This is a genomic window from Sphingobacterium humi, assembly GCF_009768885.1.
Lineage (GTDB): Bacteria > Bacteroidota > Bacteroidia > Sphingobacteriales > Sphingobacteriaceae > Sphingobacterium > Sphingobacterium humi.
Map to the genome: position 1 here is coordinate 276,350 of NZ_WSQA01000001.1, position 23,171 is coordinate 299,520.

Here is a 23,171-nt window from a genome sequence, read left to right on the forward strand (position 1 = left end):
GATTATTTGCTTGCTAAATAGTTATAATAGGCGGTTCCGGCGAGCAAGAAGCAGCCTAAGCCATAATCTTCAAAATCAGGGATGGAGCTAAAGCTTACCGGCTGCCCGTCTTTTGGTTCCTTGCCCGTACCTTGTACATAGCCTAGGAAACCGGAAGGATGGATGGCCTGCTGAGCAATAGCCTGCCAGGCGCGTTCCATCGGCTCGCGGTAGGTTGCCTCATCCAAAAGGCCATGCTGTATGCCCCAGGCCATACCGTATACAAATAAGGCCGTGCCGGAGGTTTCTGCTCCTCCAAAATGATTCGGATCATGCAGACTCACATTCCAAAAACCATCGGGACGTTGGCAAGCCAACAAGGCTTTCATCATGTTTTTAAAATCTGTGCGATAGACCGCAGCATAGGCATGGTCTTTAGGCAACAGGTCTAACACGCGAACATAGGCCGCCACTACCCAACCATTTCCACGCGACCAATAGCAATCCTCGCCATTAGGCTCCTTATAGGGCGGCACAAAATCCTTGTCGCGCCACCATAAATCATCCTCGGCATTGTATAGTCCACCGCCTTCCACATTGCGTGAATACAGGTAGAACTGGTGCATGGCATTAAAGTAGCTTTCATCCTTGTACATAACGCCCAGCTTTGCGAAGACCGGCATGGCCATTTGGATGGCATCGATCCAGGTCCAGTCATTCACCAGTTTACTTTCGATAATGCCATCGATGTTGGCTTTAATGGCCGCTAAGCGCTCGGGTTGCGGATCGATTTCGTAGAGATCCAAGTAGATTTGCCCGCAGGCTTGATCGTCTGCATTACGGGTTTCTATGCCATTGCGCAGGTTCCAATCGTGGTTTTCACCCCACGCCACCGCATAATCGTAGTATTTTTTATTCGGATCGATTTTATAAAGATCCATTAACCCCTCATAGTACACGGCTCGCGTCCAGATATTACTCGGGCGCCAGCGTGTGGTATAAATAGGCTTGCCGGTATCGGGCCACTTCTGCATAAAATAGGAATTGGCCAACTGCATTTGTTTTAAAACTTCTTCCTTAGAAATTTGGGTTGAGGCCGGTCCTTTTTTACTGGCGCAAGCACTGAATAAGAAGCCTGCAAGCAGCAGACAAGCCATCAAATTGTATCTAAGGTCTCTCTTCATAGGGTGGTATTATTTTCGTATGTAGCCCCTTCAGGCGCTGTACTTTGTTTATTAAATTGGTATATAGCTATATTAGGAGATTTAGGCTTTCTAAGCAACCTGCCGTATCCTGTGCTAGCAGCAGGACATGCTTCTTAACACGCTAATTAATAGTTATTTATGTAATTATCACAATGTTTTTAAGGCCTTAAGACCTAGGTAAATACCCTTATTTTTTATCTAATTGCTCGAAAGGGATAACGCCTATGCGATCTGCCCATTGGGCATAGGCCTGTATCAATTCCTGACAAACCTGAGGGTTTGCAGCGGATAGATCCGTCGTTTCTTGCCTGTCTTTTTCTAGATCATAGAGTTGCCAGGTTTTGGATGGATAGGCGGATACCAATTTCCATTTACCTTTGCGCACCGCTTTATTGCCTTCATGCTCAAAGCATAAAATCCGATCCTTTCCTTTCTCCTTTTCTTTCCAGAGCATGGGCAAGGCTGTGCCTTCCATTTTACCGATCTGATGCCCCTTATATTGGCTCGGATAGGCTGCTTTTCCCCAAGCTGCTAAGCTGGGCATGACATCGATAATATGGGCGGGCCGACGGTTCAGCTGCCCGGCTTGGATATACTTAGGCCCGAAAGCTATAAAACAGGTTGAATTTCCGCCTTCGTAAACCCAATGCTTATAGGATCGATAAGGCGTATTGGAAACCGCTGCGCCCATTTTGCCATAGGCTGTAAAGGACTTCGGATGGCTGGCCGGAAAGGTTTTGGCCGACTGGATCTCTTCGGTAAATCCGTTCTTATCAATGGTTTCATGGCTGGCTCCATTATCGGAAAGAAACAGGATGATGCTGTTCTCAAGCTGACCTTCGGCTTTCAGAAAACTGACAAGCTTCCCGATTTGCTGATCTAAGCGATCGATCATCGCAGCATACACCGCCATCTTTTCATCCCATTGCACCCGCTCGGGCCAGCTTAGTGCCGACCAGGACTTGATATCGCTATCAGCTGCCGGCAACTCGGCATTTGCGGGCAGAATGCCCAGTCTTTTTTGTTTATTGAAACGCTCCTCCCGAATATGCTCCCAGCCTGCCATGTATTTCCCTTTGTACTTGCGGATATCCTCGGGCTTGGCATGCAAAGGCCAGTGCGGGGTTTGATAGGCCATATAGGCGAAAAAAGGGCGCCCCTGTTGCTGGGCGAAATGCTCGCTCATAAAGCCTATCATCCGATCGGTATAGGCCTCCGTGCTGTAATAGCTGGCCGGCAGGTCTACCTTTTCCCTATCCAGGACGATGCTTAAGCTTTGCTTTGGACGGTAGGGTCTGTTTTCAAAATAGCTATTGGCGCCATCTATTAAGCCGTAATAGCGATCGAAGCCGCGTTCTAAGGGCCAGTTGATGGAATCTTGCCCTACATGCCATTTACCCGTCATATAGGTGCCATAGCCTGCCGCCTTCAACAGTTCGGCAAGGGTAATGGATTCCCGATTTAAATAACCCTGATAGGCAGGGTAAGGCCTTTTATTCATCATATCGCCAATTCCGGCTTGATGCGGATAGCGCCCCGTAAGCAGGGATGCCCGCGAGGGACAACAGCGCGCCGCGTTGTAGAAGTCGGTCATCAGCATACCTGCTTGTGCCAAGCTATCCAGGTGTGGCGTTTGGATTTCTGAGCCGAAGCATCCTAAATCGGAATAACCCATATCATCCACGAGTATCACGATGATATTAGGACGTTCCTGTGCTTGGCTAGGCATTCCAGCGGCAAGCAGCGCAAAACCTAAAACGGCGAGCTGTGTAAATTTCTTCATGTTCTTACTTTTTTATCAAAGGAGCAAGTCCCAATTCAGGATGTTGCTGCAGGTAATCGGCGAGGGTTTTCGCATTGAACTTGGCCCCATCGGCTAAGGTATGTGTGGCATCGCTGGTTCCGAAAAACTGCTGTGCCACTCGCTCTTGCCCCTCTTGCTCATAGCCTTGGGCTAGAATTTCCTGAAAAGGCACAAAGCCGGCATGCGCTTGCTTGGCGGCCTCCTCGGCCCATTTCGCATAATCGTTGCGTACAATCTTGGATGCTTTCCAATTATTTCGGGGTACCGGCGACAAGATAATCGCCTTCCCACCTTTGGCATGGATATCTTTAACAAAGCGGCGCAAATAAAACCCATAGCTATACACCATTTGCTTCTGCTTTAAAATAGGATTGTATACTTCCTGATAGCTATCCCCATTCCCTGGAATACTACCGCGCGCACGGGAAGTATCGACTATCGGGCTGCCATCATTATGTCCGAATTGGATTAATACCACATCGCCTCTATTGATCTCGGCCAATACGCGTTGCCATAATGCCGGGTTATTGTAATAGGTTCGGGTGCTGGTGCCACCCATGGCTTTATTCAGCACGGCAATCCGATTGGTATCCAGGTGATCGGGAAGAAAGCTCCCCCATCCCCATTGTCCATTGGATCCTTTCCCCTGACCATTACGAACGGTAGAATCGCCAATAATAATAAGCTTCTGACGGGGACTTGGCTGCATAAATAAAAAAGCAAAGAGGATGTATACGAGTTTAAGAGGCATAGGTTAGTTCGTGATTATTGGTTATAAAATTACTATTTAGAGGGGATTTTCCCGGATATTGATAAAACTTGTTTGGCCCGCAGGAGTTTCACGTGTGGTTGCCTGATGGCTGGCATGCCGGGCCCGATGTAATAGCCCGCATGAGGAGGCTGATTATAAGCGACATTCTGCCAGGCGACACTTAATCGATAGGTCGGATCATGCATCAGCGTATAGAGACGATAATCAGTAGGTATGCAAGAACAGTAGATACGCAGAGATTGATTGTCTTCCGCACGTAGGATAAGCTCTTCCCGCCAATCGCCAAGAATATCTGCGCTGAGGTTGGGCGTCCGTTTGGTACCGTTGATGGATGCTGCACCGCTAGCCTCGAACAACAGACCTTGCTGATATTTCTCAATGCGATTATCATCCAGCAGCTCCCGACTGAGGTCATCATCCCACCAGATTAAGAAGTTAACAGACCTTGGACGCTCGCCGACAGCCTTGCCTTGCATCGTATAGGCCATGGGCGAGGTTAGCCACCACATATAGGCTCCACGGTGCTTTGGATCGATAGCCTCAGCGACTCCTCGGGTAACATCCTGATCGATGGATCCTGTAAAAAGGATTTCACCCGTCTTGGCATCCCGAAGGGATGCGCCAGGACCCCGACTAGCGCCCTTATGCTCATGAATCCCGAAGATCTCCAAGCCGGGCCTATCCGGGTCTAAGTCGCCCACATGCAAGGCATCGCCATGGCCCAATCCGGTAGAATACAGCCCTTTGCCGTTATCATCAATGACCATCGCACCGAAGATGATTTCATCCTTGCCATCCTGATCGACATCGGCAATCGCTAGGCTGTGATAACCTTGCCCGGAATACGGGTGATCCTTTTGCTGGGTATCAAAGATCCAACGCTGACTGAGGGTATTGTCTTTAAAGTCCCAAGCCACTAAGGCAGTGCGATCGTAATAGCCACGCGTCATAATCAGGCTGGGATGTGTACCATCGACGTAGGCAATGCCAGCAAGAAAACGATCGGCCCGATTGGCCTTCTGATCGCCCCAGCTCATCACATCGCCACGCTCCGGAACATACGGTACAGTGCATCGCATCTTCCCTGTAAAGCCATCAAAGACCGTTAGGAACTCAGGGCCTTGCAGAATACGGCCGAAGGTATTCGAAGTAGCTAGGGTATCACGCCAGTCAGCCTTCGGATCCCCAAGGATGGTTCCTTGGCCATCGACTGTACCATCAGCGGTTTTGCAGACAAACTCGGCTAGCCCATCCCCATCCAGATCATAGACCATAAATTGGGTATAATGTGCCCCCTCGCGGATGTTCTTGCCCAGACTAATTTCCCATAGCAAGGTACCGTCTAAGCGGTAGGCCTGAAAGATGGGTTCATCGGTAAGCCCGCTATGCGAATTATCATGGCCTTTGCCCGTTTGATGAACAATAAGTTCATAGCTGCCATCGCCATCTAAATCCGCGACAGACATATCCCCGGGGGTATATCCTTTCGGGGTTTGCAAGGGAATCTCTAGGTAAGGCTGCACTGGAAAATCGGCCTTCAGCCTAAGCTCCGCCTCCAGATGCTCCTGCCGCCCATCCACGCTGTACAGATGATAGGTAACTTCATGCTGAGGCTTTAGCCCGGAATCAAGGTAGTTGGTTCCTTTTTGCGCAGTGATATTAGCTAGCAATTCGCGCTTCCTATCCGCGTAACTGCGGTATAATCGGAAAGCCGCGGATGGTTTATCCGTTGCTACAAGACGCCAAGAAAGGAAAGCCGTGTGCTCGTTGCTTTTCAAAGCGTTGAGGCCACGGTTTATCCATTCCATTTGCCGCTGGGCCTTCAAGGGCTTATGAAATAAGCCAAAGCAAAGCAGCAGGCAAAGTAGCATCTTCAACTTCCTATTCCATCGGTACGGGGTAGCAAAGGACATGCTCGCTTAGCTTTAATGTTATTGAATTAATTGACCATTTACACGTACATTCTTCAGCTTAAAATCTTTGATGTATTCCTTATGGATGGTTCCTTGCTTGGCTTGTACATTAAAGTTTTCGAACTGGAAATCACGTAACTCATACTGGTCTGAGTTTACCACATCGAATAGGATATCACATTGCAGATCAATATTTTTCAAGGTGATATGTTGGGCATAGGACTTCTTAATTCCTTGCTCACCTTTTAAATCGAAGAACTGATTCCAAGGTTTTACGAATAGTAAGCTATTGGTTGTCCCTTTTACATTCTCAATCAAGATATGCTCGTATTCCTGAGGAGTATCCGGGCGCATTTTTAACTGTAGTAGCTTACGCGCCTTATCGAGGGTATTGTTTCTGAAAATAACATTGTAGGAATGGATAGACTCACTGCCACAAGTTAAGGCACTATGGCAGAATCCAAAAGTATTATTCTCGATGATAATGTTATAATTGGCGCCATTATCTTTATCCAAATTCGCTTTCGGCCCCTTCCCTCCTTTTAATGCAATGGCATCATCATTCACAGAAAGATAGCTATCCTTTATCCAAACGTGGTTACAAACATCCAGATCGATGGCGTCGGAGCTCGGTGCTTTCACAGGTTTTGCCGGAGCCGAGATATGCAGATCGGACATCTTCAGGTAGTTACATTTATAAAAGTGCGTCGTCCAGAAAGGCGAGTTCTTTAAACGGATTCCTGAGATTTGCACATGGTTACTATTGGAAACATAGAGAATGCGAGGTCGCATTTCATCCATATTGGTACAAGCCGGATTAAAGCCTCTCCGCAACCAGAAGGCCTTCCAATAGCGCAGCCCATTGCCATCCAGGGTTCCTTTCCCGGATACTGTAAAGCCATCCACCCGATCGGCATTCACCAAGGCTGCGAAATACTTCACCGTTTGGCCTTCGATGCGCGTCTGCAGGAGGGCAAAATTGCTGATATCGTCACTGCCTTTTAGTACGGCTCCCTCTTCGAGGTGCAGGTGTGTCTTCGGTTTAAAGAATAGCGATCCGCTGAGGTAAGTGCCTTTAGGCACAATCACCACACCTCCGGTCTTGGCGGCTTGATCGATGACCTGTTGAATTTTCTCAGTTTGCAGCAGGGTGCTATCGTTGACAATTCCGTAATCGCTTAAGCGATACGCTTTTCCTAACTTTTGAATAGCGGTTGGTTCATAGCTGTTGAACCAAGCAGGAATAGGGTCGCCATTCGGAAATTGCTGCGCAAAAGCAGCGCCATGCAGCGCAAATAAGATCCCCAAGATCATCAATACACGAGGGTAATTTTTCATGAAGGTTTTATAAAATATAGGGTATAAAGAATTAATAACGATTATACAGAAGGACGAAGCACGGTATAGAAAGGCACTTCCAAGCGTGCCTGACTATTGTTCAGGATGCTGGCCGCCGCATATTCGCCCATTAATTTAAAGTCCGTAGACAGAGTGGTAATCCCGTTTAGAATAAACTGCTTCAGCGGCGTTTCATTGTAAGAGATAATGCCGATCTCCTTTCCAACAACCAGTCCACTTTGTTCAACTTTAGCTAACATAGCCACCAGGTCTACATCGGTTAAGGAGATGTAACAGGTTCCGGCCTGCAACTCCTCTTCGGCAATCTCATCGACTAGGACGTGCTCGAAGGCGTAATCCTGACAAAAGCGGTAGAATCCTTTAATGATCGCTTTTGGATAATCGCTATGATCCGGGAAGATCAGTTTCATGCTGTTGTATTTAGATAGCGGCTCGCGGATGCTTTCCAAGGCTTCGTAGATATCATCTTCGTAGCGTTCGCAGATGATGGGGAATTCACCTTCCAGTCCTTCCACATCCCGACCCAGCAGCACCAGCTTATCCGAAGGGATTAGCGAAAGCACCTCTGCGGCCTTATCGCGACCCTCTTTGAAATAGGGGAATACCACGAAATTATCATAAGGCTGCGATAGCCCCATAATCAGGGTTTTCAGATGCGAGATATCACTGTTATACACAAAAAGGTCGATAGCGGCTTGGTCACCTAATTCTTTGGCTAAGGCATCATATACTATTTTCTTATGCACACTAAGCTTATTCAGGAATACCGCGATGCGACGGCGGATAAAGGGTCTTTTGCAGACATTATAGCCTTTCCCCGGGGTAGAATCAATAACGCCTTCTTTGCGCAATTTGCGATAGCCTTTTTCTACGGTCTCCCTGGCAATCTGCAGAAAGTAGCTCAAGTCGTTGATGGAGGGCAATGGATCGCCAACCTCGATAATCCCTAAGCGTATAGCGTCAATAACGGCTTCACCCAATTGTATATATTTAGGTGTCGAGGAGAACGCATTAATCTTAATGGATTTAATCAAATCGCCGTGCATTGAAGCCCGCGTATTGGGTGCCAAAAATAGAGTTTCCATAGCAATATTATTAGGTTTAACATGTATGCGAAAAAGGAAGTGTTGATCGGTTTATAATCTTCTCATCGCTTATCCCAAAGTTAGGGCAGCGAGAAAATTGGAGGCCGTAAAATCGAATCAAATACCCCGTAAAATTGATTCAATCTGTAATATTCAGGCCTTAAAAGCCCTTTTTCATGTTTTCTAGGTGAATTTATTTTAACGGCACCAGGCAGGTCCGCCCATCTTTTTTCAGATAGTTTCTAGCCTTGCATCCTGCTTAATTCCGATATTTTTCCTAGTTTTAAAGGTTCCTGCGAAAAACAGATCTAACCAATCATGAGACATTTTAAACGTATTGTGCTTTTCATCTTCTTGCTGGTCTTGGCGACCTTCCGCTTTCCGGCGCAAGCACAGTTTCTACCGTTAAAATTCGATCATATTACTTCCGAGAATGGACTACCGCACAACACCATCCATGGCATTGCCAAGGATAAGTATGGCTTTATGTGGTTCGGCACCTGGTCGGGCTTATGCCGCTATGATGGTTATGAAATAAAGATCTACCGTTATGATGCAAAGGATCCCAAAAGCATTGCCAATAACCGCATCCATAACCTGCTCGTGGATAGCCATGGGGATCTTTGGATAGCCAGCTTCAACGATCAGGTCCTCAGCAAATACAATTACCTGACCGATGATTTTACTAGAGTGCCCTATGCGCAATGCCCGGAAGAACTCGTAGGACGAATTAACCGATCGGATCACCGCTATCGGGTTAAGTTTCAATACGGACAAACTCAATGGAACCTGGATAATGCGCGAACCGCCGTTGTGGAAACCTTCCTCCCTACCGGAGCGCAGAAAATATATACCGAAGACCCTAAGAACCCTTGGTCCATCAACGATGCCTACATCAGTGATGTGTATTTAGATGATCAGCATGTGCTATGGCTGGGTTCCTACTCTCATGGCATCAACCGCAGCTATCTGGATGCGACCCCATTTCACGACCTTATCTATTACCCCGAGAGCAAAAACTCGCTAGCCGATAATACCATCCGCTCCTTATGCGAGGACTTGGATGGCAACCTATGGGTCGGTACGCGGAGTAAGGGGATTACCTTGGTTCGCAAAGACGGCAACTTCCAACAGTTTTTCAAGGAGAACCAATCCGGAGAAACGGTACAGAGTAATTACATTAAACGGGTCTTCGCCGACTCCTATGGCTATGTATGGATTGGCTCGGGAAGTGGCTTAGACCGTTACGACCCGCATAGCAAGCGTATTGAAACCATCGATCATCCTTTTCTCAAAAGCACGGGGGTTTATGGGTTAATGGAAGATAAGGAGCATAACATCTGGTTAGCGACCTGGAAAGGACTGGGAAAATGGAACCGCAAGAACAACCACTATCGCTTTTATGAGCTGAAGGAATTTCTCGAAGAACCCCATTTATGGACGCTGATGCAGGATAAAGCCGGAAACATTTGGGTGGCAAGTGAGGGCAATGGCATCTTTATCCTAAAAGAGAAGGCAGACGGCAAGTTGCAAATCCTTTCCCACCTGCAGCATCAGGAAAAGGAAGTGAATACCCTAAGCGATAACCGGGTATATTCCTTATTTGAAGATAAAGATGGCATGGTTTGGATTGGCACCGGCAATGGTTTAGATATCTATAACCCGCGGAACAAGCAGGTGAAGTCGCTATCCAATTTATCAAACCTATGGCCAAAAGGCACTATTGCCGGAATCAGTCAAGACCATAAGGGCTATATTTGGGTAAGTCATAAACAGGGACTCTCCCGCATCGACAAGAACAACATGCTGATCCGTACCTTCTCGGAAACTGACGGTTTGTTGAGCAATGATTTTGTAGAAGGCGCGATTTACCACAGCAAACTAGAGCCGCGGATTTACTTAGGCAGTAACTACGGGGTATGCCATTTCTCGCCCGATAGCGTGCGAACCAACCGACAAGCGCCCAAGGTATTATTTACCGACCTGCATATCCTTAATGAGCTGGTGAATGTGAATGACACCATCAACAATCGGGTTGTTTTATCCAAGCCCCTCTACTTGACCGAGGAGCTGACCTTAACCCATGCCGATAAAAGCATTAGCATCTCCTTTGCTGCCCTACATTTTGCTAATCCTACCGGAAATAAATATGCTTATATGTTAGAGGGCTTTGATGCCGATTGGATCTATACCGATGCTAACCGTCGGGAAGTCAACTACTCCAACTTATCGCCGGGTAGCTATAGTTTAAAGGTAAAAGCATCCAATAGCGATGGGGTATGGACAGTAAACCCGACAGTGCTGCGCATTGAAGTGCTACCGCCTTGGTGGGCATCCGGTTGGGCCTATTTGTTTTATGCATTAGCAGGCTTAGCGCTTTTATATATCTTCAATTATTACAGCACCCGGTTCACAAGGTTAAAATCAAAACTAGCCTATGAGGCCATCTTACACGAGAAAGAAATAGAATTGCAGGAAAACAAGCTGAAATTCTTCACCAATATTTCGCATGAAATCAAAACACCTTTAACGCTTATCCTCTCGCCCATTCAGCAATTAAAGGCCTGGGCGCAGGGGAATCCGAAATCTGAAGAGCAGCTAGCTATGATGGAGAATAATGGCGACAGGCTGCTGCGAACCGTGAATCAGCTCTTAGATTTCCGCCGCTTAGAATCAGGTCAGGAGAAAGTGAAAATGGAAGAAACCGATTTACTGCAACTCATACAGCGGGTAATCGACTCTTTCCGATTAGCAGCCAAACAAAAGGAGATTCAGCTGAAGTTTATTGCGCCAAAGGAACCCATCTACCTTCTATTGGACTACGATAAGTTAGAAAAGGTATTATACAATCTATTGTCCAATGCCTTGAAGTTCACGACGGCAAACGGCCTGATCAAAGTACGGTTGAAAGCCTTTGCTGAACATGTGGAAATTGATGTCTTGAATGATGGCCCCAGCATAGAACAGGAAGACTTGGATTTAATTTTCGAGCCATTTACGCAGGGGAAATCGAAGGTGGCTGGCGGCACAGGCTTAGGCCTCACCTACAGCCGGCATTTAATTCAACTATTAGGCGGGCAGCTATTTGTTCGCAGTCGCTCCCATGCTTCCCATATGCACCTAACGGTTTTCCGCATCAGCCTACCCAAGCAGGCCTTAGAAAAAGCGAGCATAGCGGAGGTTAAAAGCAGTCCGGAACGGCAAGCCTTGCATGAAAACATTGAGGTGCAAACCCTTGGCTATAGCCATGAATTACCATTATCGCGCAAGTGCAGTATCCTGCTGGTTGAAGATAATGTAGAGATGAACAATTACCTGGCCGACTTCTTCCGGAGCGACTATGTAGTGCTGCAAGCTTTCGATGGTGAAGAAGGCCTGGAAGTAGCGCGCGATAAAATGCCCGATTTGATTATTTCCGATGTGATGATGCCTAAGATAGATGGCTTAAACTTTACCCAACAGATCAAATCTGACGCCTTATTGCGGCATATTCCGGTCTTGTTATTAACGGCGCGTTCCTTGCTCGATCAGGAAATGCAAGGGCTGGCCATAGGTGCCGACGATTACTTGGTGAAACCCTTCCAGCTGCCTATCCTGGCATTGAAGGTAAAGAATCAATTGTTGCTCAGGCTGCATCAGCAGGAGCAATTCCAACAGAAATTGGCCATTGAGCCAAGTCAGCTTGATGTGCAAAGTGCCGACGATCTACTCTTGCAAAAGGTATTCTTGTATATCGAGGAGCATATGAGCGATTCCGACTTAAAGATTGACCATATCTGCCAATCGGTAGGCCTGAGCCGTGCCCAGTTATACCGCAAGATGAATGCCTTAACCGGCATGAGCATGGCGGATATGATTAAGGAATTCCGACTGAAGCGGGCGCAGCAACTATTGAAAGATCAGAAGCTCATGGTCAGTGAGGTTGGCTACCTAGTTGGCTATTCTGACCCGGAATACTTTAGGAAAAGTTTTAAGGCCATGTTTGGCTATTCGCCGAGCGAGTTTGCCAAGAAGCATGCCGCACAGCACAACAACAAATCATCCGAATAAATTCAAGCAGTTACATTAGCCCAAAATGAGGTCTACATAAAAAGCTCCAATAAACCGAAGTCTATTGGAGCTTTTCCATGCTTGAGGAGTAGGTTTTACCTAGTCGATATTGACCTGATAAATCGCTTCCGCTTCTTGATCATCAAAGGCACGAATTTCCTTCAGGAGTTTCTTTTTCATGTCCTTCACTACTTTTTTATAGGCCGGATCATGAATAAGATTTTTTAATTCCTGTGGGTCTTTTTTCAAGTCGAATAATTCCCAGCTTTCCACGCGTTTATAAAAACGAATTAATTTATAATCGCCGGACTTCACGCCAAAGTGCGGAGAAACGGCATGCTCCCCATTTTCAAAATAATGGTAGAACACGTTTTTACGGTGTTGCTTTTTCGGTGCCTTCAATACCGATGCAAAAGATTTCCCTTGCATATCGGCAGGTTTTGCCATGCCGGCAAGTTCCAATAAAGTCGGCGCAATATCCGCATTGACCACATTTGCACTGATGTGAGAACCTGGAGGAATCATGCCTGGGTATTTCATCAACATAGGTGTGCGGAAAGACTCTTCATACATAAAGCGTTTGTCGAACCATCCATGCTCACCCATGTAAAAACCTTGGTCGGAAAGATAAATAACGATGGTATTTTCTTCCAATCCTTTGGCCTTCAAGTAATCCAATACTTTCCCGATATTCCGATCCATAGATTGGGCGGTATTCAAGTAATCGATCATATAGCGGCGGTATTTCCATTCAGCTAAGGCTTTGCCTGTTAATTTCGATGCCTTGAATTCTTCGAAAATAGGACGGTAATAGTTCACATATTGTTCCTTTTGTGCTGGTGTCATACGTTTAAAATTACCATCTTTCATCATTTCCTCTACCGAATCAAACATCTTCAGGTCATAGCCCATGCGCATGTCTTTATCGATTGACATTTCCTGTACGGCTGCCGCTTCCCGCGATGCATAATCGTCGTAAAACGTGGCAGGCATAGGCATAGCTTTATTATCGTAGGTACCGAAATCTTTCGGATCCGGCATCCAGGTACGATGCGTTGCCTTATGGCCAATCACCAAGCAGAAAGGGTCTTTGCTATCGATGGTATCCAGCCAGTTTAAGGCCTTATCGGTTACAATATCCGACACATAACCATCGACGCGTACTTTCCCCTCTTTGGAAACAAAATCAGGATTAAAATAATGGCCTTGCCCCACCAGGATATCGTAATAATCGAATCCTTGCAGTTTTTCGCCTAAGTGGATTTTCCCAATCCACGCTGTATGATAACCGCCATGCTGCAGATTCTTCACAAAAAGGTTCTGCGAGAAATCGAAGGTGGAGGTTTCATTATCTTTAAATCCATTTTTATGGCTATACTTTCCAGTAAGCAAGGTTGCTCTGGAGGGGCCACAGATGGAGTTATTGACATAGGCATGCTCGAATATAGCCCCTTCTTTGGCAATGCGATCGATCTGCGGGGTCTGCCCGAGGGTCGAGCCATAGGCCGAAATGGTCTGATAGGCATGATCATCGGAGATGATAATCAGCACATTAGGCTTTTTCTGTTGGGCAAATAGCTCGGCTATACCAGATAGCAGTAGAATGAGGAATACACTTCTTATTTTCATTGCTTATTTTGCTTGTTTAACAATTATACTTGTTGACTCTTGATTGGTTGCATTAATTTTGATGGTCATTTCGCGTGCCGCTCCTGTTGCATTGGCCGCTACTTTAATCTGTTGGGTTACTTTTGCAGAACCATATTTACGGGCTACATTTACCCAACTTGCATCGGCAGCTGTTTCTATCCACCAGGCATTGGTGGTTGCATCGATGGTTAAGGTATAGGTTGCCCCTGCGGCAGGTACTAAAGTAGGGAAATCATGGTTCACCTCAAATTTACCAGGTACCGGTTTCACATGCTGATCTTTCTCACAGGCGCAGAAAAACACCGTGATGAGCAGAAAAGCAAGGACAGAAAGTTGTTGTAATACAGGTTTTATTGTGCTTGTTTTCATTACTTACCAATTAGGGTTTTGTGTCCATTTACCATTTGTCAATTCCAACATGCGTTGTTGAATAGGTAACAAATAATCTCTATTTACTTTAAAGCCAAATCCATTCGGCATCACTTGCTTATATGGATCGATGTAGCGTTTTTGATCGGCTGCCTGTCCTGTTAGGTAGAGGTTGATGCTTTTTCCCGGAGGGGCTACGTCGAAATACAATAAGGCATCGTTGTAAAAGCCGGTTGCTGTATTTTGAGCTTGCATATCGCTGCCTACGAATAGGGCGCCTAACGGACGCTTTCCCACCAGCAACTTATCCGCTGCTGCCCAGCGCATAATATCGGCCAATCGGGTTCCTTCAGCAACAAGCTCCACGCGGCGCTCTCTACGTACGGCTTGAATAGCTTTTGGTAAATCCTGGAACGGATAATCTGCGGCATTGTTAAATTCCTTATCGAAATCCATAGCCGGCATCCCCACGCGGGCACGAATCGGCGTAATAGCTGCTGCTGCTAAGGCGGTATTCTCGCCTAATTCGGCAATGGCTTCTGCATAGTTTAATAAAACCTCGGCATAGCGGAAATAAATAACCGGTGCGGCACTCATGCCATCATCGCTGGTGGCAGGTTGGTTATCGTATTCAATGTATTTGTACATCGGATAGCCGGTGGTATTGCGGTTAAATCCACTCTGGTTAATTGGTGGATAAGCTTGCACTACCCCTCCCGGACGCAGGGGTTGCCCCGGAATAGCAACAGTTTGAAATAAACGCGGATCGCGTAGGGTCGGCATTAACTCCTGTGCATAGGTTTTCTGTGCCTGTTCGCGCTGCGCACCAACAAAAGGTTTTCCTTCTAGGGTCAAATAATCATCCACCAAGCTTAGGGTTACACCAATATCGCCACCCCCTGTTGAAAGATACTTCGAAGTACCATGGCCGATGTTTTCAGCCGGATTATAGCGACGGAACAACAGGACTTCCTTGTTGCCACGCAGGTCCCTGTTGATAAACATGTCCTTATAATCTTCCAAAGGATTTCCAGTAGAATAAATCTGCCAGCGGTTTCCATCCATTACTTTTTTCGCCGCATCACGTGCGCTGGTCAAATAGGTTTTAATCTTCTCATCAGTCACCTCCTTGCTTGCAAATCCGGTTGCTTTGGCTTTGTGGTATTTCTGCCATGTTCCTTCGTATAAGGCCACACGAGAGGCCATAGCCCAGGCTACATCCCGGTGGATACGCATTTTATTATTGTTGGTTTGAACCGACAATAAATTGCTGGCTCTATCTAAATCGGTTAAAATAGAGTCTACCACTACTAAACGGCTATCTCTGGCTAAGAAGGTCGATTCATCCTCCGAGCTTAACAAGCTGTTTACCCAGCTCACATCGCCATACTTCTGCACCATGGAGAAATAGAACCAGGCACGGAAGAAATAGGCTTCGCCCAGGTACTGGTTGATATCGGCTTGATTTCCTTTGGCATTTCCTGCATTTAACAAGAAGAAGTTAAGGCCACGAATTTGGTTATATTCCGTCAATGCTGCAGCGTTGGAAATGGTTAACTGTCCGTTCAAACGCGAGTTCACCGAAGTGAAGATCATGTTGTCGGTGCGTGCATCATCATACGCCACCCCTGCGCCACCGGTGGTACCCGGGTGCCCTGGCAATTGCTCATAAAATTGATTCATGTACAGGCGTAGCTCATTTACGGTTGCCAAGCTTCCTGTTGTCGATAGTTGATCTTGCGGTAAGCGGTCGAGGAAATCATCGTTACAGCTTTGCAAGGTCAAGGCAAAAAGTATATAGAAATAATATTTAATTTTCATGTGGGTAGCAATTAAAATGTAACATTCAAACCAAAAGAAAAGACCTTACTCAATGGATAAATCTTTCCGGTTCCATTTCCACCTACGATGGTTTCCGGGTCAAACATATTCGCCAGCTTAGTGAAGGTCAATAGGTTCTCCCCTGTTCCAAATAAGCTTAAGCGATTAATGTGCATCCGTTTTGTCCAATCTTTATTAAACGTATATTGTACGGTTAAGTTCTTCAAGCGGATATATGACGCATTCTGGATATAGCGGCTTGAAGGCGACTGCGTTTTATTGGCGAAGGAGCTAATGGCACCAACTGGTGAAGCATATGGATTTGGGTAATAGCCATCCGGATTGCTTTCACTGAAGTAGTCTAAATGTTCTTGGAACACGGTTACTTGCGCTAAGGAACCAGACCCCCAGAAATAGGCGTCTAAGGCACCCGGCAAGAACTCTTGCTTGCCAATTCCTTGCCATAACATGCTTAGTCCCCAGTTTTTCCAATTTACTCCACCCGACACGCTGAAATTATAACGTGCGCTGCTGTTCCCGATGATGCTATAATCGCCCATATCACCTACACGGTTTGCACCGATATCAATCTTATTATCGTTATTGATGTCTAGGTATTTCACATCTCCCGGAAGCCAATCTCTGGCCGATAAATAAGAGCGGTTTAAGGCATTGTAAGCCGTTGCTTCTTCTTGTGTTTTCAAGAGGTCATGTGCTTTAAAGCCCCAAATTTCTCCCACTACTTTTCCTTCATACCAAGCTGAAGCCGGGTTAAAGCGCGTAGGGTTTTGGTATTTTGTAACGATAGAGCGGAAATCGGTCAGCATTAAACCTAAGTCGTAGCTTAATTCTTCAGAGATATTATCTTTCCATTTCACAGAAAGCTCCCAGCCGCGTGTTCTCAAATCGGCATTATTGGATTGAGGTGGTGTTGCACCGAACATATCGGCCACATCACGCGATGGACCTAACATATCACGGGTGTTGCGTTGGTACCATTCTATGGTTCCGGATAGTTTATTGTCAATTAAAGCATAGTCTATCCCGATGTTGCTACTTTGCACCTTTTCCCAGGTAATGTGTGGGTTAAAGGCAGCAGGCGCCTGAATATAGCTTTCTCTATCATCGCCAAAATAATAACGACCACCAGCCCCTAAATTAGGCACCACGATGTTCATGCTTTCCAAGTAGGCATACATATTTGCGCCGGCTTGGTTACCCAAATTACCGTAAGATCCGCGTAGCTTTAACTGGTTCAACCAAGGCAAATTATCCTTCACAATGGCTTCCTCGCTGATGTTGTAAGCTGCAGAAACGGATGGGAAGAAACCCCAACGGTTTTCCTTGGCGAAACGTGAAGAACCATCGTAACGACCATTTAATTCCAATAAGAATTTATTGTTGTAGTTATAATTGATCCGAGCGAAGAAGCCACGCGTTGCCCAGTGATTTCTTACTTCTCTGGATGATTTTGTACCCGTTGCCAAATCTGTTCCAGGTCTATCAAAAGAGATCAATTCAGTTGCCGACGTGTTCAACTCTTTCCATTGGTTATATTCCTGTTGGAAACCCGCTGTTAAGTCGATTTTATGTGCATCCAAATCAATTTTATAGTTGGTATAAATATTTGGCGTCAGGTAGGTTTGGTTATACATATTACGGGCATAACTACCTGTAAGTGGGATATCGTATTCCGAGCGGTTTACCAGAATCGGGGTATTATCGACGCCATAAATGGTGCCCGGCAGTTTTAAGGTAGACCCTTCAAAATTGGTCTGGCGCAGGTTTAAATCCGCGAAGATTTTCCAGTTTTTCAAAGGGCTAATTTCCAACCCTCCTAATATCACTAGGGTTCCGTTGTTATAGCGGTCTTCAGATCCGGATTGCAGGTATGGCACAAAAGATTGCTCGGTGAAATTACCATAGAAATCATAAGGCGATACGTTGGGACGCATACGCGCTAAGTTGTGAAAGAACAAGCCCTCATAACCGGCTAAAGGCGTACTGTTTTTGCTGTGGGTATATTTTACATTGCTTTTCAGCTTAATAAAATCGGCCAGCTGCGAATTGACAGATACATTGAAGTTATAGCGTTTATAGTCTATATCTGCATAACGTAGGGCGCCATCTTCATTATACATTCCGCCGGAAACATAAAATTGGGCACCCTCGTTTCCACCGCTCAGGTTCATAGTATAATTCTGACGGATGGCATAGGGCTTATAATGGAAGTTGAACCAATCGGTATTGGCCACCCCATTGGCACTGTTTTCCCAGTTTGAGTAGTTATTGGAATTTATTTCCGGAAAAATAGAAACCGAGTTCGGATCGTCTATATATTGTTGCAACAAAGCAATCTTTTCGTCGGAATACTGTTTTGTTCCTAAGGCATTAAAGGTTGCGGCGTTGAAATAATTAGCAAATTCTACCGAGTTTACCATATCCGGCAAGTTTACCGGGGAGGTGAAACCTGTATTGGAGCTGAAGTTGATTTGCTTTCTGCCTGCTGATCCTTTTTTTGTGGTCACCAAAATAACGCCATAAGCGGCACGTGAACCATAAATTGCCGATGCGGATGCATCTTTTAATACGGAGATATTCTCGATATCGGCAGGATTTACATCGGCCAAAGACATCTCCATACCATCGACCAATACGTAAGGTTGATCGGAACCGCTTAAGTTTCCTGTTCCGCGCACATTTAACTTAAAGGATTGCCCCGGTTTGGTATTTCCATTTACGCTAACATTTAAGCCGGGCATCGTACCTTGAAGGCTCTGCGTCGCATTCACCACCGGACGGTTCGCCAATTGCTCACCAGAAATGCTGGCAACAGATCCGGTGAGGTTAATTCTTTTCTGGGTACCGTAGCCTACGACAACCACTTCTTCCAGCTGGGCCAAATCTTCCTGTAAACTTACACGTAAAGGGGCCTCCTGAAAGGGAACCTCCTGGCTTAGAAAACTGACATAGCTAATAACAAGGATAGCATTGGCGTCGGAAACTTCCAAGGAAAACTGCCCTTCGCTGTTTGTGCTGCTGGAGCGGTTGGTTCCTTTTTCTTTTACCGATACAGCTGCTAAGGGCTTATTATGTTGATCGACTACGGTTCCTGTGGCCATTAGGCTTTGCATTTCGGTTGCTTTGCGAATCAGGAATCGGTTTTTGCCGACCATACTCATTTGAAAATCCTTTTCCTGAAGAATAGGCTGCAGCAATTCTTTCCAATCTTTTTGCTGCACATGGATATCGCTTACGCGGATGTGCTGGATGGCATTGTCGCTATAAATAAACGATACATTGGTTTGCTCTTCAATAGAGATGAGCAGGTTCTTTAAATTGATATCCTTATAGCGCATGGATACCATGTTTTGTGCTTTCGTTTCACTGGCCATGGCGTGGGCCGCAAAAGCTGTGATTAAAACCAAAATGAATTTGACCATCAAGAGCCACTTAAAGTAATGAGGAATGGGCACATGACTAATCGCATGTGAATTTTTTTTCATAATTTTAGATTTTAAGTTAATCAATAGAGCATCTTACTTTCCTAGGGCCAGATGCTCGGGGTTAAACAATTCTGGGTATTCCTTCATTTGAAGAATACCCTTTTTTACGTTTTAGTTTATCATATTTAGTGTATTATTAGGGTATCTTGTTTTACTTCATACTGTAGATTGATGCCTGTTTTCTTGATTAAATCCAACACTTCTTCGCACGATTTCTCCTCGAATACGCCGGAACATTCTTCCTTCAACAGGGCTTTATTTTCAATAATGAGCGTTTTGTTATACCAGCGTTCCAATTTTTTGCTGACCTCCGCGAAGGAATCTCCTTTAAACACCAATTTGTTATCTACCCATAAGGCATCTAAGACTTGTTTATCTTCCATGTCTATTTTCTTATAGGCTACCGTTTCTTCGATGTTCGAGGGGCTATGCTGCTGCTCGGTATGCTTGTTTATTACCTGATGTTTCGTGACCTCAACCTTGTCGCCCGGTTTCAGCAGAAAATCTTTCTCTTCACGCTTCCCGTGCAATTTCAATTTTACCTGACCTTCAATTAGAGAGGTTACCATCCGCTCATCTTCCGGATAGGCACGCACATTAAAAATGGTTCCCAATACTTGAATATCCATATTATTCACCTTCACGGTTAAAGGGAGTTCCTTATTTTTGGCTACCGAAAAATAGCCTTCCCCTACCAGCTCCATGCGTCGGTTTGTTTTGCCGAAGCCATGCTGAATTTTCAACTGGCTATCGCTGTTTAACCAAACCTCCGTACCATCTTGTAGCTTGAAGTACTTCCGTTCGCCTTTGCTAGAGCTTACCAGTTGCCAATGATTGCTTTGCATGTTGCGCTGTTGCAGCTGTTGGTAGGCGATCCCCGCAAATACACAAAGCAGAATCGCCGCGGCAATGCCGAGCATCCAATAGCGCTTTTTACTGCGTATAGGCACTACCCGCAATGGGGTACCCTCCTGTTTGGCGATAAAGTCATTGGGTTTCGATTTTTCGTATAATATTTCTAATTCTGCAGTCTCTTGCTCATCAGGCTCGTCGGCTTCCATGTATTGACGCAATAATTGCCGGTTTGCATCCGACTTGCTCAATACATCCAAACGACTGCGCTCTGCTTCCGATAGGTTTCCAGCCATGGCTTTTTGCAAGAGGGTTAAGAATTCTTCGTCTTCCGGGATGTACATAATTTTGTTTGGTCTTCCAGTAGCAAGACACATGGAATTCGCAAAATCCCCAATAAGGCAATAAAAAAATTTAAAATTATTTTTAACAGATAGATTTACAGCTGTTTACAAGCTGTCTTTCGGAGCTTTGAGGATCGCCCATAACTTGGATAGCGCAATTTGGATGTGCCGATCCACTGTTTTTTTGGAGATATTCATCAGGTCGGCCACTTCCTGGTAGCTGCGTTTTTCTTCTTTCACCAGCTTAAAGGCCTGCTTTGTTTTCTGTGGTAGCGAGGCAATCGCGGACTCAATGCGCTTCACCCCTTCCGTTTGCATCATGATTTCTTCCGGATGGTTCTGATCGAGCAACTCATCCCTAAGCTCCTGCTGATCTACATAAACCACCTGCTTTAACCGCAACATATTCAGACACTTATTCTTTACACTGCGTAATAAATAGCTCTCTACATTGGATATATGCAGTAAATCGGCCTCCAAATGCCACATCTTCCACATCACCTCCGAGCTAACATCCTGTGCCAAAGCCTTATCCTTCAGAAAAGTATAGGCATACTGCTCCAAAACCCGATAATTCCGAAGGAAATAGGATTTGAAAACCGTTTCGTTCCGAGCCTGTGCAATCTTAAGTTTTTCCTCTTCTGATAAAGATTTAAAAAACATGGTTATACTTAGTGAGGCCGCAAGATAAGCATGTTGAACAAAAAATGGAAATGGAATTTTGGTGGAGGAGGTGGGGAAAGGCCGAATTTGTGAGGGGGTTGTTAAAGGGATGCTTTTTCTTTCTCCCATTCTAGATCCCTTTCTCTCCCCTTTCACAGCCGTATTAATCCCCTTTGCAAAGGGCGGTGATAGGGCTGTGAAAGGAGCGTGAAGAGGGAATGGTTTGTGGGGGGTGGGGAGAATGGTTTAGTTAAAAATAATTTTAAAATGTAATTGTTAGTCCACCATCAACGATTAGATTTATTCCTGTTATATAGGATGCATCTGGCCCTGCGAGAAAATGTATAACACCAGCAACTTCTTCGGGCCTTCCTGCTCTTTTTAATGGTAAATGGTCATATTTGATGTAGTTATCATAAAACCAAGTTGTTTCAAGTTCATTAACTCCAAATTCATTTCTTGCTAAAGGTGCATCAATAAATCCAGGAGCAACCGTATTTGCTAATATCTTGCGTGGAGCAAGCTCGAGAGCTAATGAGCGGGTGAATTGATTAATCGCAGCTTTCGCTACAGCATAGCCTGAACTTCCCTGTTCAGCACGAAAGGCATGAATGGAGGTAATGTTAATGACTCTTCCCCCATTTTTCATTAATGGAACTAACATTCGGCAGGTTTTAATTGTACCATATAGCATGACTTGCAAGCCAGCGTCCCAGGCATCAAATTCGGAGCCTAGAATAGACTGATTTACTGGTATACCGATACTATTAATCAAGACATCAAATTCTCCAAACAGCGAAGAAATCTGCTTCGATAAGTTTAGAATCTCTTCTTCAAATTGAACATCAACATATACACTATAATGCCCCGTCCCTGCTAAACTATCCCGAACTTGCTCTGCGCCTAATTTATCATTTGATGCAATCATAACTTGGCATCCTTCCTTTGCAAAGCGGATAGCCGTTGCTTTTCCAATGCCGGAAGAGCCCCCTAAAACAATAATCTTTTTCCGTTCCATAGTGATTTAATAAGTTGCTCTACCTCCTGAAATATCATAAATGAAACCTGTAGAAAAGCTGTTTTCTGGCGATACAATAAATGTAGCTATGGCTGCTACCTCCTCAACCGTACCCAATCTTTTCATGGGTATCTTCTCGGTCATATACGCTAATTGTTCGGGGGCTGTATCTTCGTTCATGGCTGTTTTAACAACCGCAGGAGCTAAACCATTCACTGTGATACCCTTTTCGGCAAATTCCTTCCCTAACCCCTTTACTAAGCCAATTACACCGGATTTACTGGCGGAATAACCTGCCATGTTTGGATTCCCCTCTTTCCCAGCAATGGATGCAATAAGTAATAGACGACCATACTGTTCTTTTGCCATATACTTCAATGCATATTTTGCAACCAGAAAAGCACCAAACAAATTAATCTGGCAAACTTGCTGGAACGAATCAAAAGAATAATCTGTAATGGACGTGCCTGTTGGCCCTACTATTCCCGCAGAATTAATTACAACATCAATTTTGCCATATGCCGCATAGGTCTTAGCCATGGCTTGCTGGACGGATTGCTCATTCGCAATATCCACCACTATAGTACTGCATTCCCAATGGTTAGCAGAAAACTGCTCCTTTATATCGGATAATTTCTTTTCATTGATATCGAATATGATAACTTGGGCACCTTCAAGCGCTAAACGGAGACTAATTGCTTTCCCTATTCCATCTGCCCCTCCCGTAATTATGGCTACTTGATTTTTGAAACGATTAAATTGGTTTTTTTCCATTTTTGAT

At 45.3% G+C, this 23,171-nt stretch carries 15 protein-coding genes; 1 reads left to right on the forward strand and 14 read right to left on the reverse strand.

The window, feature by feature from the left end; genetic code table 11:
* Nucleotides 1-2: 2 nt before the first annotated feature.
* From GQF63_RS01050 to GQF63_RS01075, 6 genes are all read right to left on the reverse strand, one after another.
* Entirely contained in the window at nucleotides 3-1,163 is a 1,161-nt protein-coding gene (locus GQF63_RS01050) for a glycoside hydrolase family 88/105 protein (protein ID WP_160367237.1), read from the reverse strand.
* 208 nt (nucleotides 1,164-1,371) lie between these two features.
* Entirely contained in the window at nucleotides 1,372-2,967 is a 1,596-nt protein-coding gene (locus tag GQF63_RS01055; RefSeq protein WP_160367238.1) for an arylsulfatase, read from the reverse strand.
* A 4-nt stretch (nucleotides 2,968-2,971) separates the two neighbouring features.
* Nucleotides 2,972-3,739 (reverse strand): GDSL-type esterase/lipase family protein, encoded by a 768-nt coding sequence (locus GQF63_RS01060; protein WP_160367239.1) that lies wholly within the window; start codon nucleotides 3,737-3,739, stop codon nucleotides 2,972-2,974.
* Nucleotides 3,740-3,771: 32 nt separating this feature from the next.
* Entirely contained in the window at nucleotides 3,772-5,673 is a 1,902-nt protein-coding gene (locus GQF63_RS01065) for a rhamnogalacturonan lyase (RefSeq protein WP_246163192.1), read from the reverse strand.
* Between the two features lie 18 nt (nucleotides 5,674-5,691).
* Complete coding sequence (locus GQF63_RS01070) at nucleotides 5,692-7,011, reverse strand: rhamnogalacturonidase (RefSeq protein WP_160367240.1); 1,320 nt, start codon at nucleotides 7,009-7,011, stop codon at nucleotides 5,692-5,694.
* A 41-nt stretch (nucleotides 7,012-7,052) separates the two neighbouring features.
* Nucleotides 7,053-8,117 carry a GntR family transcriptional regulator gene (locus GQF63_RS01075; RefSeq protein WP_246163195.1) on the reverse strand — a complete coding sequence of 355 codons (1,065 nt, stop codon included), beginning with the start codon at nucleotides 8,115-8,117 and terminating at the stop codon, nucleotides 7,053-7,055.
* Nucleotides 8,118-8,435: 318 nt separating this feature from the next.
* Here GQF63_RS01075 and GQF63_RS01080 point away from each other — a divergent pair, with 318 nt between their 5' ends.
* Nucleotides 8,436-12,167, forward strand: coding sequence for a hybrid sensor histidine kinase/response regulator transcription factor (locus GQF63_RS01080; RefSeq protein ID WP_160367241.1), 3,732 nt, complete (start codon nucleotides 8,436-8,438; stop codon nucleotides 12,165-12,167).
* Between the two features lie 99 nt (nucleotides 12,168-12,266).
* Here the strand turns inward: GQF63_RS01080 and GQF63_RS01085 are convergent, their stop codons facing one another.
* The 8 genes from GQF63_RS01085 to GQF63_RS01120 form a co-directional block, all read right to left on the reverse strand.
* Nucleotides 12,267-13,796, reverse strand: coding sequence for a sulfatase family protein (locus GQF63_RS01085; RefSeq protein WP_160367242.1), 1,530 nt, complete (start codon nucleotides 13,794-13,796; stop codon nucleotides 12,267-12,269).
* A gap of 3 nt (nucleotides 13,797-13,799) precedes the next feature.
* Complete coding sequence (locus tag GQF63_RS01090) at nucleotides 13,800-14,186, reverse strand: BACON domain-containing protein (RefSeq protein ID WP_160367243.1); 387 nt, start codon at nucleotides 14,184-14,186, stop codon at nucleotides 13,800-13,802.
* 3 nt (nucleotides 14,187-14,189) lie between these two features.
* Entirely contained in the window at nucleotides 14,190-16,007 is a 1,818-nt protein-coding gene (locus GQF63_RS01095) for a RagB/SusD family nutrient uptake outer membrane protein (protein WP_160367244.1), read from the reverse strand.
* An 11-nt stretch (nucleotides 16,008-16,018) separates the two neighbouring features.
* Nucleotides 16,019-19,513, reverse strand: a complete 3,495-nt coding sequence (locus tag GQF63_RS01100) for a SusC/RagA family TonB-linked outer membrane protein (RefSeq protein ID WP_160367245.1) — start codon at nucleotides 19,511-19,513, stop codon at nucleotides 16,019-16,021.
* 125 nt (nucleotides 19,514-19,638) lie between these two features.
* Nucleotides 19,639-20,709, reverse strand: coding sequence for a FecR family protein (locus tag GQF63_RS01105; protein ID WP_160367246.1), 1,071 nt, complete (start codon nucleotides 20,707-20,709; stop codon nucleotides 19,639-19,641).
* 105 nt (nucleotides 20,710-20,814) lie between these two features.
* Nucleotides 20,815-21,372: a sigma-70 family RNA polymerase sigma factor gene (locus tag GQF63_RS01110; protein WP_160367247.1), complete on the reverse strand. Its 558-nt coding sequence runs from the start codon at nucleotides 21,370-21,372 to the stop codon at nucleotides 20,815-20,817.
* Between the two features lie 262 nt (nucleotides 21,373-21,634).
* A complete protein-coding gene (locus tag GQF63_RS01115) occupies nucleotides 21,635-22,390 on the reverse strand; it encodes an SDR family NAD(P)-dependent oxidoreductase (protein ID WP_160367248.1) in 756 nt (251 codons plus the stop codon).
* A 6-nt stretch (nucleotides 22,391-22,396) separates the two neighbouring features.
* Entirely contained in the window at nucleotides 22,397-23,164 is a 768-nt protein-coding gene (locus GQF63_RS01120) for an SDR family NAD(P)-dependent oxidoreductase (RefSeq protein WP_160367249.1), read from the reverse strand.
* Nucleotides 23,165-23,171: the final 7 nt, after the last annotated feature.

Bases quoted from the DNA above. Each gene is read 5' to 3' on its own strand.
- GQF63_RS01065 (WP_246163192.1), bottom strand. From the start codon at position 5,673: ATGTCCTTTGCTACCCCGTACCGATGGAATAGGAAGTTGAAGATGCTA.
- GQF63_RS01050 (WP_160367237.1), bottom strand. From the start codon at position 1,163: ATGAAGAGAGACCTTAGATACAATTTGATGGCTTGTCTGCTGCTTGCA.
- GQF63_RS01090 (WP_160367243.1), bottom strand. From the start codon at position 14,186: ATGAAAACAAGCACAATAAAACCTGTATTACAACAACTTTCTGTCCTT.
- GQF63_RS01100 (WP_160367245.1), bottom strand. From the start codon at position 19,513: ATGAAAAAAAATTCACATGCGATTAGTCATGTGCCCATTCCTCATTAC.
- GQF63_RS01085 (WP_160367242.1), bottom strand. From the start codon at position 13,796: ATGAAAATAAGAAGTGTATTCCTCATTCTACTGCTATCTGGTATAGCC.
- GQF63_RS01095 (WP_160367244.1), bottom strand. From the start codon at position 16,007: ATGAAAATTAAATATTATTTCTATATACTTTTTGCCTTGACCTTGCAA.
- GQF63_RS01120 (WP_160367249.1), bottom strand. From the start codon at position 23,164: ATGGAAAAAAACCAATTTAATCGTTTCAAAAATCAAGTAGCCATAATT.
- GQF63_RS01110 (WP_160367247.1), bottom strand. From the start codon at position 21,372: ATGTTTTTTAAATCTTTATCAGAAGAGGAAAAACTTAAGATTGCACAG.
- GQF63_RS01105 (WP_160367246.1), bottom strand. From the start codon at position 20,709: ATGTACATCCCGGAAGACGAAGAATTCTTAACCCTCTTGCAAAAAGCC.
- GQF63_RS01080 (WP_160367241.1), top strand. From the start codon at position 8,436: ATGAGACATTTTAAACGTATTGTGCTTTTCATCTTCTTGCTGGTCTTG.
- GQF63_RS01055 (WP_160367238.1), bottom strand. From the start codon at position 2,967: ATGAAGAAATTTACACAGCTCGCCGTTTTAGGTTTTGCGCTGCTTGCC.
- GQF63_RS01075 (WP_246163195.1), bottom strand. From the start codon at position 8,117: ATGGAAACTCTATTTTTGGCACCCAATACGCGGGCTTCAATGCACGGC.
- GQF63_RS01115 (WP_160367248.1), bottom strand. From the start codon at position 22,390: ATGGAACGGAAAAAGATTATTGTTTTAGGGGGCTCTTCCGGCATTGGA.
- GQF63_RS01070 (WP_160367240.1), bottom strand. From the start codon at position 7,011: ATGAAAAATTACCCTCGTGTATTGATGATCTTGGGGATCTTATTTGCG.
- GQF63_RS01060 (WP_160367239.1), bottom strand. From the start codon at position 3,739: ATGCCTCTTAAACTCGTATACATCCTCTTTGCTTTTTTATTTATGCAG.